Annotated in this window: 22 protein-coding genes; 11 read left to right on the forward strand and 11 right to left on the reverse strand. The window is 66.9% G+C overall.

Going from position 1 to position 16,566, the window contains the following annotated elements; translation table 11 throughout:
* Positions 1–17 precede the first annotated feature (17 nt).
* The 3 genes from TQ38_RS15895 to dksA form a co-directional block, all read right to left on the reverse strand.
* On the reverse strand, positions 18–1,514 hold the full coding sequence (locus TQ38_RS15895) for an ABC transporter substrate-binding protein (protein ID WP_043977136.1): 1,497 nt from the start codon (positions 1,512–1,514) through the stop codon (positions 18–20).
* Positions 1,515–1,580: 66 nt separating this feature from the next.
* On the reverse strand, positions 1,581–1,946 hold the full coding sequence (locus tag TQ38_RS15900) for a PilZ domain-containing protein (RefSeq protein WP_043977138.1): 366 nt from the start codon (positions 1,944–1,946) through the stop codon (positions 1,581–1,583).
* A 164-nt stretch (positions 1,947–2,110) separates the two neighbouring features.
* Positions 2,111–2,569 carry an RNA polymerase-binding protein DksA gene (dksA, locus tag TQ38_RS15905; protein ID WP_043977259.1) on the reverse strand — a complete coding sequence of 153 codons (459 nt, stop codon included), beginning with the start codon at positions 2,567–2,569 and terminating at the stop codon, positions 2,111–2,113.
* A 297-nt stretch (positions 2,570–2,866) separates the two neighbouring features.
* Between dksA and TQ38_RS15910 the strand changes: the two genes are divergently transcribed.
* Entirely contained in the window at positions 2,867–3,205 is a 339-nt protein-coding gene (locus TQ38_RS15910) for an SEL1-like repeat protein (RefSeq protein ID WP_043977140.1), read from the forward strand.
* A gap of 18 nt (positions 3,206–3,223) precedes the next feature.
* Here the strand turns inward: TQ38_RS15910 and TQ38_RS15915 are convergent, their stop codons facing one another.
* The 5 genes from TQ38_RS15915 to TQ38_RS31300 are packed head-to-tail and all read right to left on the reverse strand — an operon-like array spanning position 3,224 to position 6,547.
* Positions 3,224–4,381 (reverse strand): GNAT family N-acetyltransferase, encoded by a 1,158-nt coding sequence (locus TQ38_RS15915; protein ID WP_082057794.1) that lies wholly within the window; start codon positions 4,379–4,381, stop codon positions 3,224–3,226.
* A complete protein-coding gene (locus TQ38_RS15920; RefSeq protein WP_043977142.1) occupies positions 4,378–5,172 on the reverse strand; it encodes a glycerophosphodiester phosphodiesterase family protein in 795 nt (264 codons plus the stop codon). The genes TQ38_RS15915 and TQ38_RS15920 overlap by 4 nt, the downstream gene beginning before the upstream one ends.
* Positions 5,153–5,617 (reverse strand): RidA family protein, encoded by a 465-nt coding sequence (locus TQ38_RS15925; RefSeq protein ID WP_043977144.1) that lies wholly within the window; start codon positions 5,615–5,617, stop codon positions 5,153–5,155. Before TQ38_RS15925 ends, TQ38_RS15920 begins: the two co-directional genes overlap by 20 nt.
* Before the next feature lie 4 nt (positions 5,618–5,621).
* Positions 5,622–6,269, reverse strand: coding sequence for a hypothetical protein (locus TQ38_RS15930; protein ID WP_043977145.1), 648 nt, complete (start codon positions 6,267–6,269; stop codon positions 5,622–5,624).
* A complete protein-coding gene (locus tag TQ38_RS31300) occupies positions 6,266–6,547 on the reverse strand; it encodes a DUF3572 domain-containing protein (protein ID WP_370059805.1) in 282 nt (93 codons plus the stop codon). Before TQ38_RS31300 ends, TQ38_RS15930 begins: the two co-directional genes overlap by 4 nt.
* A gap of 88 nt (positions 6,548–6,635) precedes the next feature.
* Between TQ38_RS31300 and TQ38_RS15940 the strand changes: the two genes are divergently transcribed.
* From TQ38_RS15940 to TQ38_RS15955, 4 genes are all read left to right on the forward strand, one after another.
* On the forward strand, positions 6,636–6,998 hold the full coding sequence (locus TQ38_RS15940) for a response regulator (protein WP_043977149.1): 363 nt from the start codon (positions 6,636–6,638) through the stop codon (positions 6,996–6,998).
* Between the two features lie 89 nt (positions 6,999–7,087).
* The gene (locus TQ38_RS15945; RefSeq protein WP_043977151.1) at positions 7,088–7,327 is read left to right on the forward strand and encodes an acyl carrier protein; all 240 of its coding nucleotides are present in this window, start codon (positions 7,088–7,090) and stop codon (positions 7,325–7,327) included.
* 7 nt (positions 7,328–7,334) lie between these two features.
* Positions 7,335–8,588: an aminotransferase class I/II-fold pyridoxal phosphate-dependent enzyme gene (locus TQ38_RS15950; protein WP_043977152.1), complete on the forward strand. Its 1,254-nt coding sequence runs from the start codon at positions 7,335–7,337 to the stop codon at positions 8,586–8,588.
* A 2-nt stretch (positions 8,589–8,590) separates the two neighbouring features.
* Positions 8,591–9,436, forward strand: coding sequence for a GDSL-type esterase/lipase family protein (locus tag TQ38_RS15955; protein WP_052505834.1), 846 nt, complete (start codon positions 8,591–8,593; stop codon positions 9,434–9,436).
* On the opposite strand, the gene TQ38_RS15960 is transcribed toward TQ38_RS15955, so the two are convergent.
* The 3 genes from TQ38_RS15960 to TQ38_RS15970 form a co-directional block, all read right to left on the reverse strand.
* On the reverse strand, positions 9,437–9,991 hold the full coding sequence (locus tag TQ38_RS15960) for an NADPH-dependent FMN reductase (RefSeq protein WP_043977153.1): 555 nt from the start codon (positions 9,989–9,991) through the stop codon (positions 9,437–9,439). It lies immediately after the preceding gene.
* A gap of 116 nt (positions 9,992–10,107) precedes the next feature.
* Positions 10,108–10,428 carry an usg protein gene (locus TQ38_RS15965; RefSeq protein ID WP_043977154.1) on the reverse strand — a complete coding sequence of 107 codons (321 nt, stop codon included), beginning with the start codon at positions 10,426–10,428 and terminating at the stop codon, positions 10,108–10,110.
* 150 nt (positions 10,429–10,578) lie between these two features.
* Entirely contained in the window at positions 10,579–11,217 is a 639-nt protein-coding gene (locus TQ38_RS15970) for a YqaA family protein (RefSeq protein WP_043977156.1), read from the reverse strand.
* Positions 11,218–11,456: 239 nt separating this feature from the next.
* Between TQ38_RS15970 and TQ38_RS15975 the strand changes: the two genes are divergently transcribed.
* The 6 genes from TQ38_RS15975 to TQ38_RS16000 are packed head-to-tail and all read left to right on the forward strand — an operon-like array spanning position 11,457 to position 16,412.
* Positions 11,457–11,966 (forward strand): hypothetical protein, encoded by a 510-nt coding sequence (locus tag TQ38_RS15975; protein ID WP_043977157.1) that lies wholly within the window; start codon positions 11,457–11,459, stop codon positions 11,964–11,966.
* Positions 11,956–13,281, forward strand: coding sequence for a DNA-packaging protein (locus TQ38_RS15980; RefSeq protein WP_052505835.1), 1,326 nt, complete (start codon positions 11,956–11,958; stop codon positions 13,279–13,281). The genes TQ38_RS15975 and TQ38_RS15980 overlap by 11 nt, the downstream gene beginning before the upstream one ends.
* Before the next feature lie 56 nt (positions 13,282–13,337).
* Positions 13,338–14,501: a phage portal protein gene (locus TQ38_RS15985; protein ID WP_043977159.1), complete on the forward strand. Its 1,164-nt coding sequence runs from the start codon at positions 13,338–13,340 to the stop codon at positions 14,499–14,501.
* Positions 14,498–14,806, forward strand: coding sequence for a DUF6127 family protein (locus tag TQ38_RS15990; RefSeq protein ID WP_043977161.1), 309 nt, complete (start codon positions 14,498–14,500; stop codon positions 14,804–14,806). Before TQ38_RS15985 ends, TQ38_RS15990 begins: the two co-directional genes overlap by 4 nt.
* Positions 14,803–15,225, forward strand: a complete 423-nt coding sequence (locus TQ38_RS15995; RefSeq protein ID WP_043977163.1) for an HK97 family phage prohead protease — start codon at positions 14,803–14,805, stop codon at positions 15,223–15,225. The genes TQ38_RS15990 and TQ38_RS15995 overlap by 4 nt, the downstream gene beginning before the upstream one ends.
* Positions 15,226–15,272: 47 nt before the next feature.
* Complete coding sequence (locus TQ38_RS16000) at positions 15,273–16,412, forward strand: phage major capsid protein (RefSeq protein WP_043977165.1); 1,140 nt, start codon at positions 15,273–15,275, stop codon at positions 16,410–16,412.
* Positions 16,413–16,566 lie beyond the last annotated feature (154 nt).

A 16,566-nucleotide genomic window follows, 5' to 3' on the forward strand; every position in this document is an offset into this window, starting at 1 on the left:
CACCAAAGCCGCGAACCCTATTTGGGGAGCCAGGACAGGGGCATCAAGGGATGCCATCCCCATGCATTCGCCGCAAAGCCATCCACGCTGCCGCGCACCAGCGACCAGCGGATCGGCGTGCCGAAAGGAATGAACACGTTGCTGGCGGTAAGTTCAGCCTCGGCCTCGGTCAGCAGCGCCGCTCGCTGCACCGGGTTTACCGCATTCGCCGCCTCGGCAATGCGGGCATCCGCATCCTGGGAGCACAGTCCCCGCCCGTCCCTGCATGAGAGCCGGTTGAGATACCACGCAGCGCGGGGATACCGCGCCACATCGTCGACCAGCGCAAGGTCGGCGCCGTCCGCTTCGGGTGCACGCTCCAGTTTGACGCCGATGGTCGCAAAATCGGCAAGGAGGCGATTGAACAGCAGCTGCGATCCCCCGCCCTCCGGCAACCATGCGTGCAGGCGCACAGGCCCGGCATCGGCCGGAACCTTGGCGCCCGCCAGCGGACGCCAGGCGCGGACGCGGGCTGCCGCCACCGCGCGGCGATCCTCCAGCGACTGTTCTGCCCAGCGCTCGCCGATGGTGCCCAGATCACCGTCGAGGCTGGGCGTGACGATCCGCGTCGTCGGCGACCAGCCGCCCACGCCGAAAGGTGCGATCAGCGCAGGCCGGTCGATCGCCATGGCCAGCGCCTCGCGGTTGGCCGGCACGGCCAGGAACCCCTTGTCGGTCATCACCTGAAGGCCGAACAGGCCGACCACGGGGTCGATCTGGATAGTACCGCGCAGGATGCCCACCGAGCGGGTCAGCATGAAGTCCTGGATGCGCCCGCCAAGCACGAGATCGACCTCACCGTCGTTGAACGCGGCGACGGCAGCGGGCCCCGGCAGGGCACGAAGCTGAATCTTGCGAGTGCGTTCGGCCCAATTCTCGATCCCCGGCAGGCCCAGCCGCGAAGGTTCGATGGGGGTGAGCGCGGCCAGCTTGCCGCTGCGCGCGATGGTCATCGAACCGCCGCCCTTGTTCCCATGCTCCAAACCCAGTTCGGGCTGTGCGAGCAGTTGCAGCAGATAGGGCATCGGGCGGTTGAGACGGATTTCGATCACGCGCCCCGCCATGGCCCGGATTTCCTCGATGCCGCCCAGGTCGAGCGCCAGCGGTGTATTGTCCAGCGTCTTAAGCGCGGCGCGGATCGCCTTGCGCGCCGATTCGGCGGTCAGCGGGTCGCCGTTTTCCCAACTCCCCTCACGCAGGCGGAAAATGTAGCTCTGCCCGTCGTCAGTGACGATCCAGCGGTCGGCCAGAGCCGGGATGACCCGTCCTGCCTCGTCGAAGGCGACAAGGCCCTCCACCGTCGCCGCCCGCACCAGTTGGCCGGCGGCGGCCAAGTGCGTGTCGTGCGCGAACGGGTCCTCGGCGCTGCCCACGACGGCGACGCCGAAGGCCGAATTGTCATAGGAACTGCAGGAGACGAGCGAGAGCCCGGCCAGAACGGCCATAAGCCGCAATGCAGGGCGCTTGGTCAGCATACCGCACCGAGTAGTCCATTTCGCCCGCCCCGCAAATGGCGGATCGGGAAATTTCCCGTGGTCGGATCAGATCTTGCGCAGAACCGCGCTGCTGGCCATCCGCGCTTCGTGGTTGCGCATGAATTCTGGCGTCGGGTCTTCGGACTTGCCGACCGGGGCGCGGGCCAGGCGCGGATCGATATCGCTGGCAAAGGCCACGCCGAACCGGCTGTCCTGCACCCAGGCGACCGATCCTTCGATCCAGCCGATGTTGCGGATGCTGACCTGAACGACGGTGCCGCGCACGACGCGCACGGTTCCTTCGCCCATCATGCCCCCGGCGGACAGGTTGCGGACCTTGATGCGGAATTCTCCGTCAAGTCCGTCGACGCGCAAGTCAGCCATGAGGAACAGGCTGTCGCGCGCGATCTGCCGATTTTCACCTTCGTTCATGCGCTCCGTCCGGCGTTCGATTGCGCTTTGCCTGCGGCCAGGTCGACTGCGACCGGCGCACGCAAAATAGCGCGCCTCAGCCTCTATTCCTAGCCGACAATGGCAAACAAAGGCTTAATAACCCGGCCGAGGCTAACCCTGCGGCCGGGTTCGAAACCGAAGTTTCAGTCGTCGCGCGATACTTTCTCGCGGCGCTCGTGGGCTTCCTGGGCTTCTACCGTCATCGTCGCGATGGGGCGTGCTTCCAGGCGGCCAAGGCCGATCGGCTCGCCAGTGACTTCGCAATAGCCGTATTCGCCTTCTTCGATGCGGCGCATGGCCGAATCGATCTTGGCGATCAGCTTGCGCTGGCGGTCGCGGGTGCGCAGTTCGATCCCCCAGTCGGTCTCGCTCGACGCACGGTCGTTGAGATCGGCATCGCGGATCGGACCATCCTGCAACTGCTGCAAGGTTCCGGCAGACGCTTCGAGGATCGAGCGCTTCCAGGCCATCAGCAGCTTGCGGAAATAATCCTGCTGCGCATCGTTCATGTAAACTTCGTCAGGGGCTGAAATATAAGCGCCGCCTATCGCGCGCTTTGCTTTTGCCAGAACATCGATTTCGTCAACTAGGGCCGTTGCCATCCAGAGAAACTCCGCAGGTGTCTCCATCGGATCGCTAACGCCCTGCAGCCCCGGGTTTTTCCCGGTAACCCAACAACGATCCGCGGTTCCGGGGCCTATAGTTCCGCAAAAATCCCTGCACAAGCGGATATAATCGATCCTCCACACAATTCTTAATGAAGTTCCGGGGTGGGACAGGTGCCACACGCATAAAGGAGGGTCTCGGGGGCCGCGTTAACTATATCTTCGGGCGAATCATCCAGTTTCACGTCATCGATTGCAGGGAATTGCATCGATTGAACGAATCAGGGGCCTACGATGGAAACTGTCTGGATTAATCAAACCGCTGCCGCTCCGCTGGCCGCCAAGGACTTCGCAGCCGGCGACATGATGATCGCACAGGCGCTTGCCGCTGCGGCGCAGGGCGACAGCTCGGCGTACTTCGACCTCGGCGTTGCCTACTCGACCGGTAGCCACGGCGTGGACTGCGATCTGATCGAAGCACACAAGTGGTTCAACCTTGCCGCCGTCGCCGGCCATGAAGATGCAGCCGCCTGCCGCGCCGAAGTGTCCGACGACATGACCGCCAGCGAAATCGCCGAAGCCCAGCGCCGCGCCCGCCAGTGGCTGTCCGCGTCGATGCGCAAGGCCGCCTGAGCCGCCAGTTCTCCCTCGTCAATCCTCGCCCTTGCGAAAGGGTGAGTGCGCCCCGAGCGACATCTGGTCGAGCGCGATGCCGGCGCGTTCCTGCTCGAGGTAATCGGCGATCGCGGCGCGAAGCCCTTCATGGACGATGTAGTGCGCGGAAACCGTGCGCACCGGTTCATAGCCCCGCGCCAGCTTGTGCCCGCCCTGTGCCCCCGCCTCGACGCGGGCCAGGCCCAGCGCGATGGCGGCGTCGATGGCCTGATAGTAGCACAGCTCGAAGTGCAGGAACGGCTTGTCGATCCGCGCGCCCCAGTACCGGCCGTAGAGCGCCTCGCCGCCGATGAAGTTGAGCGCGCCGGCCACCGCTTCGCCTTCGATGAAGGCCACGACCAGCAGCACCTTGTCCGCCATCGTCTGGCCCAGCACGCTGAACGCTTCGCGGGTCAGGTAGGGTCGGCCCCATTTGCGCGCGCCGGTGTCCTGGTAGAAATCCCAGAACGCATCCCAGTGCGCTTCCTCGATCGCGGCGCCGGTGAAGCTGCGAATCTCCACGCCTTCCTGCGCCTTCGCGCGCTCCTTGCGCAGATCCTTGCGTTTGCGAGAGGACAGCGCCTCGAGGAAATCGTCGAAGCTGGCGTAGCCGCGGTTCTCCCAGTGGAACTGGATGTCCTCGCGCATCAGCCAGCCCGCGTCCTCGAACGCCGATACCTGCTCCGGCTCGATGAAGGTCGCATGGGCGGACGACAGGCCGTTTTCGCGGCACAGCGTTTCCGCCGCGCGCAGCAGCGCCGGCGCGAGTTCGGGATGCGGGGTCAGCAGGCGCGGGCCGGTCGCGGGCGTGAAGGGCACCGCGATCTGCAGCTTGGGATAGTACGCCCCGCCCGCCCGGTGCCAGGCATCGGCCCAGGCATGGTCGAACACGTATTCGCCCTGGGAATGGTCCTTGAGATAGGCGGGGAGCGCGGCGGCAAGGCGGCCGTCGGGCCCGTCGATCACGATCGGCACCGGGGTCCAGCCGCTGCGGGCGCCGACGCTGCGCGATTGCTCCATCGCGGTGAGGAAAGCGTGGGAGACGAAGGGGTTGGTCCCGTCCGTCAGCGCATCCCACTCGCCCGCAGGCAGTTCGCCGACCGAGCCGAGCAGCCTTGCCGTGAAGCTGCCTTGCGAGGCGCGGTCATCGCTCACGCCTGCGCCTCGCTCCCGGCAGACTCTTTCTGGCCCTCGCCCGTCTCGAAGATCGCGGCATCGGCATAAGCCTCGGCGCGCTCGTCGTGTTCGGCCTCGCGCACGGTCCAGGTCGCCACCGGAAGACCCCGGCGGCGCTGGGCGGCGGCAAAGCTGCTGGGCAGGTCGCGCACGTCGTAAGCGAGGAAATCGGGCCGCGCGTGCCACAGCGACAGGCGGCGGCGCAGCTTGCCGGGAAGCGCGCGGTCCTCACCCTCGGAGACGATAAGGCCGCGCACGGTATGCGGCGAATTGCGCCAGTACCAGCGCGCCACGCGCGGGTCGAAGCTCATCACCGCATGCTGGCCGGTGTAGCCTTCCAGCACCCGGCGCACGCTGAGGCACAGCGCGGCGATGCGGGTCTGGCGGTCCGACTTCACCTCGATCAGCACCGGCACCTTGCCGGCGATCTGGGCGAGCACCTGCCGCAATGTAGGAATGGTCTCGGCGGTTCCGCCAAGCGCGATGGCGCCAAGCTGGGCGGCGCTGCGCCGGACGACCGGGCCGGCCTCTGCGGTCAGGCGGTCAAGCGCATCGTCGTGGAAGACCACAGCCTGCCCGTCGCTGGAACGCTGCACGTCCAGTTCGATGCCGTGTCCCTGCGCGATGGCCTTTGCAAAGGCCGCGCGCGAGTTTTCCGGCACGCCGCTTCCATGCAGTCCGCGATGGGCATAGTCCTGCGCCCCGATCCACGCGACCTTGCGCGGATCGGGTACAGGCGAAGCCCAGCGGTCAAGCAGGGCGAACGGCAACGATGGCGTCCACTTCGACAGCGGCGCCCAGAGGCAGGACGGGGACGCCCACAGCGCTGCGCGCATGCTTGCCCGCCTCGCCAAAGACCGCCACCATCAGTTCCGAGGCGCCATTGGCGACCTTGGGCTGATCGGTGAAATCGCTGGTGGAATTGATGAACACGCCCAGCTTCACGATCCGCTCCACGCGGTCGAGCGAGCCGAGCGCCGCTTTCAGCTGCGCCAGGATCATCACCGCGCAGGCCTGCGCCGCTTCGGTGCCGGCTTCGATCGAGACGCCCTCGCCCAGACGGCCGGTGACCAGCTTGCCCTCGACGAAGGGCAGCTGCCCGGAAACGTGGGCGATCCCGCCCGCGACGACGACCGGCACGTAAGCCGCGACCGGCGCCGCCGCTGCGGGCAGGGTCAGGCCAAGGTCGTTCAGGCGGGTGTCGATGTCACTCATGGGATTACACATCCTTTTCTTCAGTGGTCAGGCTGTCAAGCAGCCAGGGGAGCGCGCTGGCCCAGTCGTCGATCCGCGCATGGGCATGGCCGAGCTGGAGAGCGCACTTGATGTTGGGAGCAATCTGCGGCTCGCCGCAAAGATGCAGGCGCCGCACTGCGGGCGACGTTTCGAAAACCGAGCCGTGGTGCTGCGACAGATCGTCGATGAACACGGCGCGGCTGGGCTTGTACTCGTCCAGGATGGCTTGCAGCGCCGGCCCCTTCGGACCCTGGTTCGTGAATACCCGCAGGTCCATGCCATGCTCCAGAAGCTGCGCCACGCGCGCCTCGCGCCGGAAGTCCATCAGGTTGGTGAGGACCACCACGTCGGCATGTTCGCGAATCGCGGCGATGGCATCCACCGCGCCTTCGATCGCGGTCTGCCGGTACATCTGGGTATCGAAGAAGCCGTTCAGCAGCGCCCACATCTCCGCCTGTTCCAGCGGAGCATCGACGCCGATGCGGCGCATCGACTTGTAGAATTCGCCGCCGGTGAGGTCGAATTCGACGCCCTCTTCCTCGGCCAGCCAGTCGCGAAAGTGCTTTATCATGTGCAGCAGCACTTCATCGCAGTCGGTGATGAGCAGCGGCCGGCCGGTATTCTCGCTCATGCGCCCAGCCTTTCGCGCGCGGCGACCAGCGTCTGCGGCGAAACGCCCAGCGCATCGGCGGCGCCCAGCAGGTCAGGCTCGTGCTGGCACAGAAATTCCAGCACCGCCGCAAGAGTGGTCGGCTCGCCCAGCGAGGCACGCAGTTCCTCGGGCGTCAGGCCGGTCAGCGACAGGAACCGCTCGGCGCGCGAATCATCGCCCAGCACCCAGCCCAGCGCGTTGAGGGCCAGGGCGTGAGGATCACTTGCGGGGGATGGCGGTTCTCGAAGAATTGTCAGTCTCGCTTGCTTGGAATAGACGGGGGGCGAACTCTGGCATGGCCCATGACAGGGATATGTTACCTCCAGATGGTCATCAGGGCGTCGAATGGCAAAGCGAATCCTCGTTGTCGAGGACAACGATCTCAACCGGAAGCTCTTTTGCGACGTGCTTCGCAGCCAGGGCTACGCAGTGGAGCCGGTCGGCGACGGGCTGGACGCGCTCGACCGCGCGCGCCAGTTCGTGCCCAATCTGGTCATCATGGACATCCAGCTTCCCAACGTTTCAGGGCTGGACCTGATCGAGGCGGCCAAGAAAGATCCGGTCCTGCGCTCGATCCCGATCCTGGCCGTCACCGCCTATGCCGGCAAGGGCGACGAGGAACGCATCCGCGAAGCCGGGGCCGAAGGATACCTGGCCAAGCCGGTTTCGATCGGCCCGTTCATGCAGGCGGTTCGGGCGCTTCTCTGATACACATCGCTTGACATGACACACCCGCGCCGCTTTTGCGCCGCAATTCGCGGCCAAAGCGCCGCCAAGACCCTTTCGGAGATACCCTCATGGACCGCGCAGAGACCTCGGCCCGCATCGCCGCGCTGATCGAGCCCTTCAACAAGAAGGGCGTCGCCATCGCCGACGCCACCCGCTTCACCGACGATCTGGAATTCGACAGCCTGACGGTGATGGACTTCGTCGCCGCCATCGAGGACGAATTCGACATCATCATCTCGATGAACGCCCAGGCCGAGATCGAAACCTACGGCCAGCTTGTCGACGCCGTCGTCAAGATCAAGGGTTGAGCGCCAGATGACCGATGCCGTGAACCAGCCCGACCAGCCCGAAACCGTCATCGGCGGAGAGAAGGATCTGTTCAGCAAGTTCGACCCGCTGATCCAGATGCGCGAAAACCTGCTTTCCACCGGCGTGACCGATCCGTTCGGCCTCGTGATGGAAAAGGTGATCTCGCCCACCGTCGCCCTGTGCAATGGCCGCGAAACGATCCTGCTCGGCACCTACAACTACATGGGCATGACCTTCGACCCCGACGTGATCGCGGCGGGCAAGCAGGCGCTCGACGATTTCGGCGCCGGCACCACCGGCAGCCGGGTTCTCAACGGAACCTATGCCGGCCACCGTGCGGTCGAAGCAGCGCTTTGCGACTTCTACGCCATGGATCATGCGATGGTGTTCTCCACCGGCTACCAGGCGAACCTGGGGATCATCTCCACCATCGCCGGCAAGGGCGACTACATCATCCTCGACATCGACAGCCACGCTTCCATCTGGGACGGCTGCAAGATGGGCGACGCCGAAGTGGTGCCCTTCAAGCACAACGATATCGAAGCCATGGAAAAGCGCCTCAAGCGCATTCCCGAAGGCGCGGGCAAGCTGGTCATCCTCGAAGGCGTCTACTCGATGCTGGGCGATATCGCCCCGCTCAAGGAAATGATCGCCATCGCCAAGAAGTACGGCGCCATGGTGCTGGTGGACGAGGCGCACTCGATGGGCTTCATCGGCCCCAACGGACGCGGCGTGGCCGAGGACCAGGGCTGCCTGGACGACGTCGATTTCGTGATCGGCACGTTCTCCAAGTCGGTCGGCACAGTCGGCGGCTTCTGCGTCTCGAACCATCCCAAGTTCGAGATCATGCGCCTGGTCTGCCGCCCTTACGTGTTCACCGCCAGCCTGCCGCCCAGCGTGGTCGCCACTGCCGCTACCTCGATCCGCAAGCTGATGAACGCTGCCGACAAGCGCGCCCACTTGTGGGAAAGCTCGCGCACCCTGCACAAGGGCCTGACGGACGCCGGCTTCCAGCTCGGCACCGACAGCCCGCAGAGCGCGATCATCGCGGTTATCATGCCCGATCTGGAACGCGGCGCGATGATGTGGGAGGCCCTGCTGCACGAGGGTCTTTACGTGAACCTCGCCCGCCCGCCGGCAACCCCCGCGAACATGACCCTGCTGCGCTGCTCGCTCTGCGCCGAACATTCGGCCGAGCAGGTCCAGCAGATCATCGGCATGTTCATCCGCGCCGGAAAGACAGCAGGCATCCTGGGCTGACCATGCAGCGCGGGGCGGTTGTCAGCCGCCTGCACGGGGCGGTCGTCAGCCGCCTGCGCGGGGCGATGATCGTCCGCCTGCGGGTGGTGATCGTCGCCCTCGTTGCGGGCCTGCTGGTCTATGCGGGCGTCTTCGCCTGGCAGGGCTACCGGCGGATGAGCCAGATCGGCCTGACCGACCAGCCCTGCACCGCCGACGGCCTGACCATCACCGGCCGCGCCGCCGACGACTGGGGCTGGCTCTGCGGCTACCGAGCCGAAAACCAGCGCCTGATCGCCTCCGGCATCCGGCCCGAAGTGGTCATGATCGGCGATTCGCTCACCGCAGCCTGGCCCGCACACGATCCCGCTATCGCCCCCCCAATCGCAATGCGCGGCATCGGCGGCCAGACCAGCGAGAAAGTGCTGCTGCGCTTCCGGCAGGACGCGCTTTCACTGCGCCCGCGCATCATCCACCTGCTGGTCGGCAGCAACGACATCGCCGGTTATGCCGGACCCTTCACCGCTACGCGCTACACCGACAACATGCTGGACATGATCGAGCTGGCGCGGGTGCACGGGCAGACCGTCATTCTCGGCACGATCCCGCCTATGCGCGCCTCGTCATGGCTGCGCGCGAACGACCCGGCGCCGCAGATCGTCCGCCTCAACACCCGCCTGCGCGCGCTGGCTACGCCCGGCGTAGTGCTGGCAGACTATCACGCCGCCCTCGCCCGGCCCGACGGAAGCCCGCGCGGGGGTATGTTGATGGACGATGGCATCCACCTTGCCCCCGCCGGCTACGCGGCGATCCGGCCGGTGTTCGAGGCTGCACTGGCAGAAGCGCGAAAACGGCAGGCCGCGCGCTAATCAGCCCTGGCCGGAGTGCGTCTCGACCAGAGCCAGGAATGCCTCCAGCCAGCCGCCGAGGAACTTCTCCGAAGCCTCGCCCACAGTGCCGTCGGGGTTCAGCAGGCCGTCCTTCCATTGCAGGAACGCCTCGGGCGCGCCCAGTGTCGGCATGTCGAGATAGGCCAGCACGTTACGCAGGTGCTGCTGCGACAGTGCCGTACCGATCGCGCCCACCGATACTCCGATGACGCCCGCCGGCTTTCCGGCCCAGGCGCTCTGCCCGTAAGGCCGCGATGCGTGGTCGATGGCGTTCTTGAGGACGCCGGGGATCGAGCGGTTGTACTCCGCCGTCACGAACAGCACGCCGTCCGAACCGGACACCAGCGCCTTGAGCGCCTTCACGCTGTCCGCCTGATCCGCGTCATCGTCCTGATCGTAGAGCGGCAGCGAACCGATGTCGGCGAAAGTGAACGCATGGCCCTGCGCGGCGGGTAGCCGGGTCAGCGCCTCGGCGACCTGACGGTTGAAGGATTCGGCGCGAAGGCTGCCGACGACGACGACGATCTTGGACATGGTGCGGGTTCCTTGGAGATGGCGATGGCAATCGGCGCCCAGCATCGCCCCGATCGATGTCAGGGAAAAGACCGCGTCGCCCTACCAGTTCCAGCCCGGCGCGCTCAGCCGTGCCTTCAGTGGATCGAAATGATCCCGTCCACCGCGCGCCATTCCTGCGGCCCGATCAGGTGATTGTGGGCGATCCGCACCGAATGGAGCGGTCCCTCGATCTCGCGCCCCCAGAACTCGAGGAAATCGCGCAGCACCGGAAAGCGCGGGGCGACATCGTATTGCTGGAACGCGAAAAGCTGCAGAAGCCGGGGATGGTCGGGCAGGAAGTAATGCACCTCGATCGTGGTCAGGCCGTAACCCGCAAGCTGTCTGAGGAAATCCGGGGAGCTTTGCAAACCCCGCGCCGCGTCCTGGATCGATGATGCTTCCGGTCGACCAGCCATAGTCCTCCTTCCGGCGCCGCAGGGCCGGATGGCGGATGGAGCAATATGCCCCATGGTGCGGCGCATCCCGAGGAGGATGACATATCGATTACGGCAGTCAAGCGCCTGTGCAGGCAACCGGATTCCGTGACCCCGCCGGGGCCAGGCCGCTCAGGCGGCTGTCGTCGCTGCGACCGAGGCGCACTTCTCGCTGGTCTTGCCGCCGCCGCCGCCCAGCATCGTCACCGCGAGGAAACCAGCGACGATCAGCACCACGAAGGCGATGGTCACCTTGCCCAGATGCTTGTCGATCACCGCCTTGATCGGTGCGCCGAACAGGCGGAACAGCACGCCCACGATCATGAAGCTGATCGAGCGCGACACGATCGAAGCGCCGATGAAGACCCACAGGTTCATGCCGATGAACCCTGCCGTGATCGTCAGCAGCTTGAAGGGGATCGGCGTCGCGCCCTTCACGATGATGATCTCGGCGCCGTAATCGCGCAGATAGCACGCGGCCTTGGGGAAGCTGTCCGCCAGCCCCAGCGCCTGCAGCATCGCCTCGCCGAATGCGGCATAGGCAAAGTGCCCGATCGCATAGCCGAGCAACCCGCCCGCGACCGACCCGAGCGTGGCGAAAGCGGCAAAGCGAATCGCCTTCTTCGGTTCGGCCAGGCACATCAGCCCCAGCAGGGGATGCGGCGGCACCGGGAAGAAACTTGCCTCCATGAAGGCGAAGGCGGCCAGCCACCACTCTGCATGGCGGTGCGCCGCCTTGGCCATGGTCCAGTCGTAGAGGCGGCGCAGCATAAGTTTCCCCCAAGGCATCACGCCCCAACGCGGCTCCGTTTAAGGCCCGCGCTGCATCGCGGCAAGGGGCAGGCAAGGAGACGGCGAGGGGACGGCGGCGTCATTTGAAAAACCTATTTGGTTATTTCTAGTTGACATCATCATGCTGATTGGGTACATATCAGGAACATTGCAAAACACCGAACGCTCCGGCGGCTTCGGCGTAGTTCCCCCCTCCAGCAATCGAAACGGACAGCAAGATGGCGGACCAGAGTCCTGATCGTCGGCGCGCGCCTGCCGCCGAGAAAGCCGTGCCTGCGCGCGTCTGGCGCGGGCCGTTCCTCGCCGAACTCGCCGCTACCTCGAACGTGGCGGCCTCGGCCCGCAAGGCCGGGACCAACACCGCGCGCGTCTACGAACTGCGCCGCGCCGATCCGGTGTTCTACCGCGAATGGCAGGAAGCCCTGTGCGAGGGATATGACCTGCTGGAGCTGAACCTGCTTCACCGCCTGCGCGAAGGCGAAGTGAAACCCGCCCCCGGCTCCAAACGCGGCACCCGCGTGTTCGACAACGCCACCGCCCTGCGTCTGCTCGTCGCCCACCGCGAAACGGCGGCCCGCCAGCGCGCGGTCATCGAAAACCGCAACTCCGACGCGATCCTCGACGCCATCAACGCCAAGATCGAAAAGATGCGCGAACGCCGCCTCGCCGCGCCCCGGCCGCAGCTGCCGTCCCTGGTAGAAGGAGCGCCGGCGACCGATGATAAGTGAACACCTGGCGATCCTCGAATCGCTGCCCCCCGCCGAACGGCGCCGCAAGATGAACACCTTCAACGACAAGGAACGCGACGAACTGCTCACCCACTGGCAGCTCTGGGCACGCCCGCAGCAGCTGCCCCCGCCCGGAGACTGGCGCACCTGGCTTATCATGGCGGGCCGCGGCTTCGGCAAGACCCGCGCGGGCGCCGAATGGGTGCGCGCGCTCGCCAAGGCCGATCCCGATGCCCGCATCGCCCTCGTCGGCGCCACCCTGCCCGAAGTGCGCGCGGTGATGGTCGAAGGCGAAAGCGGCCTGCTCTCGGTCGGGCCGGAACGCCAAAGGCCGCGCTTCGAACCCTCGCTGCGCCGGATCTCATGGGCAAACGGCGCGCAGGCCACGATCTACTCGGCGCTCGAACCCGAAACCCTGCGCGGCCCCCAGCACAGCCATGCGTGGTGCGATGAAGTCGCCAAGTGGGACAACGCCTCCGCCCGCGCGACGCGGGCCTGGGACAACCTCCTGCTTGGCCTGCGCCTGGGCGAAAGGCCGCGCGCGCTTGCCACCACCACCCCGCGCGCCGTGCCCCTGGTCACACGCCTCATGGCCGAACCGGCGGAGGATATCGTCATCACCCGAGGCAGCACCGAAGACAACCGCGACAATCTGCCCGCCCGCTTCGTGAACGACATCCGCCGCAGCTTCGGCCGGTCGCTGCTGGGCCGGCAGGAACTGGACGGAGAACTCGTCGCCGACATCGAAGGCGCCCTGTGGACCCGCGCCCTGCTGGAAACCTGCCGCGAGGACACAGCGCCGCCGGAACTGACCCGCGTGGTCGTGGCGGTGGACCCCCCGGCCTCCGCCTCAGGCGATGCCTGCGGGATCGTGGTCGCCGGTCTCACCGCCGAAGGCTCGGCCCATGTGCTGGCCGACGCCTCGGTGGAAAAGGCCAGCCCCGAACGCTGGGCCCGCGCAGTGGCGAACGCCGCGCAGGTCTGGAACGCCGACCGCGTCGTTGCCGAAGCCAACCAGGGCGGCGCGATGGTCGGCTCGGTTCTGCGGGCGGCGCAGTTGTCGTTGCCGCTGAAACTGGTCCACGCCAGCCGAGGCAAGGTCGCCCGCGCAGAGCCGGTCGCCGCGCTTTACGAAGCAGGCCGGGTACACCATGCCGGGACGTTTCCCGCGCTGGAGGACGAACTGTGCGGGCTGGTCGCGGGCGGGGCCTATCAAGGTCCGGGCCGGTCGCCGGACCGGGCGGACGCTCTGGTCTGGGCTTTGACCGAGCTGATGCTCGGGAAGGCTTTGGAGCCGCGCGTAAGGATAGCCTGAAGGGAAGATCTGGGTCTTCCCTCTTCCTCCGATCCCCTCCCCCCGAAAGGAATCCCATGTCCTTCCTCGAAACCCTCATCGCCGCCTTCAAGGGCGAGAGCACCCGCGTGCCACTCGCGCGCGGCAGCGCCTCGCCCTGGTTCTTCGCCGAAACCGCTGCCGGGCGTGTTCCGTTCGAGTACAACCACGCCGTCCGCCGCGCCTATCTGGAAAACCCGGTTGCCCAGCGTGCCGTGCGTCTTGTCGCCGAGGGTATCGGCGGCGCGCCGCTGAAGCCTGCGGACCCGGCGCTTGCCGCGCTCGTCACCGATACCAGCGCCGGGCAGTCGCTGCTGGAGACGCTGGCCTCGCACCTGCTGCTTCATGGCAACGCCTATGTGCAGGTGCTGAAGGACGCGCGGGGACGGCCGGTCGAACTCTATGCCCTGCGGCCCGAGCGGATCAGCGTCATCGCCGGGGACGACGGCTGGCCAGCCGCCTTCGCTTATGAGGTTGCGGGCAAGCGCCTGTCGATCCCGCTGCTGGACGAGGACGCCTCGCCCAATGTGATCCACATACGCCACTTCCATCCGGGCGACGATCACTACGGCGCGGGCTGCCTTTGCGCTGCCGACGAGGCGATCGCCACGCACAATGCCGCGTCGATCTGGAACCGTCAGCTGCTGGAAAACGCGGCGCGGCCTTCGGGCGCGCTGGTCTACGAAGGGGGCGACGGCGCGGGGCTGACCGCCGACCAGTTCGACCGCCTGAAAGCCGAGCTGACCACCGCCTATTCGGGCACGGCCAACGCGGGCCGCCCGATGCTGCTGGAGGGCGGGCTGACGTGGCAGGCGATGGCGATGACCCCCGCCGACATGGATTTCGCAACGCTCAAGGCCGCCGCCGCGCGCGACATCGCGCTGGCTTTCGGGGTGCCGCCGATGCTGCTGGGGCTGCCCGGCGATGCGACCTACAACAATTACCGCGAGGCCAACCGCGCGCTGTGGCGGCTGACCCTGCTGCCGCTCGCCGCCAAGCTGCTCGCCGCGATCGGTGAAGGTCTGGCGCCGTGGTTCCCGGATGCCGCGCTGGCCGTCGACCTCGACCGTGTCCCCGCGCTGGCGGAGGACCGCGAGCAGCTGTGGTCGCAGGTCAACGCCGCCGATTTCCTCGACGATACGGAAAAGCGCGGCCTGCTGGGCCTGCCTCCGCGCGCAATCAATCAGGAGAACAAATCATGAACTCCAATGACAGGCTGGCGGGTCTGCTCGCCCAGGCGAGCGCGCAGGGCGGTGATCTCGTCACCTTGCGCGCGGTGGTGGAGGAGGCCAGCGAACTGGGCGCGCAGCGGATGCTCGCCCGCATCGGTCTGGACGACGAGACCGCGCTGCAGGACATGGGCGAACTGCGCGAACTGCTCCGCGCCTGGCGCGATGCGAAGTCGAGCGCGCGCAGGGCGGTGGTAAGCTGGATCGTGCGCGGCGCGCTGGCGCTGCTGCTGCTGGGCCTGACGGTGCGCCTCGGCGCCACGGAACTGCTGCGATGATCCTCGGGCAAGCTCAGGATGAGCGGACGCTGAGGTTCGCCGGCTACGCCGCCCTGTTCGGCAAGCCCGATGCGGCGCGAGACACGATCCGCCCCGGCGCCTTCGCCCGCACCCTTGCCGAGCGCGGCGATCCGCTGCCGCTGCTGTGGCAGCACCGCGCGGACCTGCGCATCGGCTGGATCGACAGCGTGGCCGAGGATGCGCGCGGCCTGCGCATCCTTGGCATCATCGACAACCCGTTCGGCGCGGCCGGGCTGGCGCTGAAGCGGGGGACCGTCACCGGCCTCTCCTTCGGCTACCGCGCCCGCGCCAGCCGCCGCACGCAGCAGGGCCGCGAACTGCTCGACATCGAGCTGTTCGAGGTGAGCCTCGTCACTCACCCGATGCAGCACGAAGCGCGCGTCCACCTGACCGCGTGAGTTTGCCGCCTCCCCCGTTTCCCACGCCAACGAAAGGTGAATACCCCATGGAAGCCACTCCCCCCGTCGAGGCGCTGGACGCCTCGTTCGACCTGGTTACCCGCCAGGACGCCACCGAAGCCGCCGTCGAGGCACTGCGCGGCGATGTCGACGACGTGAAGACCCGGCTCGACCGCGTCTCGCGCGCCGCCTCCCGCCCGCTGATCGAAGCCTCGGGTGCAGCCCCCAGCCTCGAAGTGAAAAGTTTCGTGCAGGGCTACCTGCGCTCGGGCCGCGAAACGGAACTGAAGTCGCTTTCGGGCGCGGCACTCGCGGATGGCGGCTATGCCGTCCCGCGGGAGATCGACGCGCTGATCTCGGCCCGGCTCAAAAACATCAGCCCGATCCGCGCCATCGCGCAGGTCGTCCAGACCGGCAGCGCGGGCTATCGCAAGCTGGTCACCACCAGCGGCACCGCCTCGGGCTGGGTCAGCGAAACCGCGCTGCGCCCCGAAACCGCCACCCCCGCGTTCGCCGAGATCGCCCCGCCCTCGGGCGAACTCTACGCCAACCCGGCGGCCAGCCAGGCCATGCTCGACGATGCCGCCTTCGACATCCAGACCTGGCTGGCGGACGAGATCGCGATGGAATTCGCCCGCGCGGAAGGCGCCGCTTTCGTAAGCGGTTCGGGCACCAACCAGCCGCGCGGCTTCCTCAATGCCGCCACCAGCACCGCAGGCGATGCGACGCGCACTTTCGGCACGCTGCAGCACCTCGTCTCGGGCAATGCCACCGGTTTCGACACGTCCCCGGAACTCAAGCTGATCGACCTTGTCCACTCGCTAAAGGCAGGCCACCGCCAGGGCGCGAGCTGGGTGATGAACTCCAAGACGCTTGCCCAGGTGCGCAAGCTCAAGGCGGCGGACGGCTCGTTCCTGTGGCAGCCGGGCCTGATGGAAGGCCAGCCCAACCGCCTGCTCGGCTACCCTGTGGTCGAGGCCGAGGACATGCCGGATGTCGGCGCCGGCGTGTGCCCGATCGCCTTCGGCAACTTCCGCGCCGGCTACCTCATCGCCGAACGCTCGGCGACCTCGATCCTGCGCGATCCGTTCACCAACAAGCCCTTCGTCCACTTCTACGCGACGAAGCGGATCGGCGGGCAGGTGCTGGATTCCGACGCGATCAAGCTCCTGCGCATCCAGGCCTGATCCCAGCAGGATAACGCGGGCGGGGGTGATCCCCTGCGCCCTCCCCGCGTCAGCCCGCGCCGCCGTCCCCCTCCCGGCGGCGCGGGCGCCTATTTCGTATTCAATCCGCACCCCCACGGGCCTGCTGCGACCTGTCTCTCCCCGTTTTTCATCA

Source organism: Novosphingobium sp. P6W (assembly GCF_000876675.2).
Classification (GTDB): Bacteria; Pseudomonadota; Alphaproteobacteria; order Sphingomonadales; family Sphingomonadaceae; genus Novosphingobium.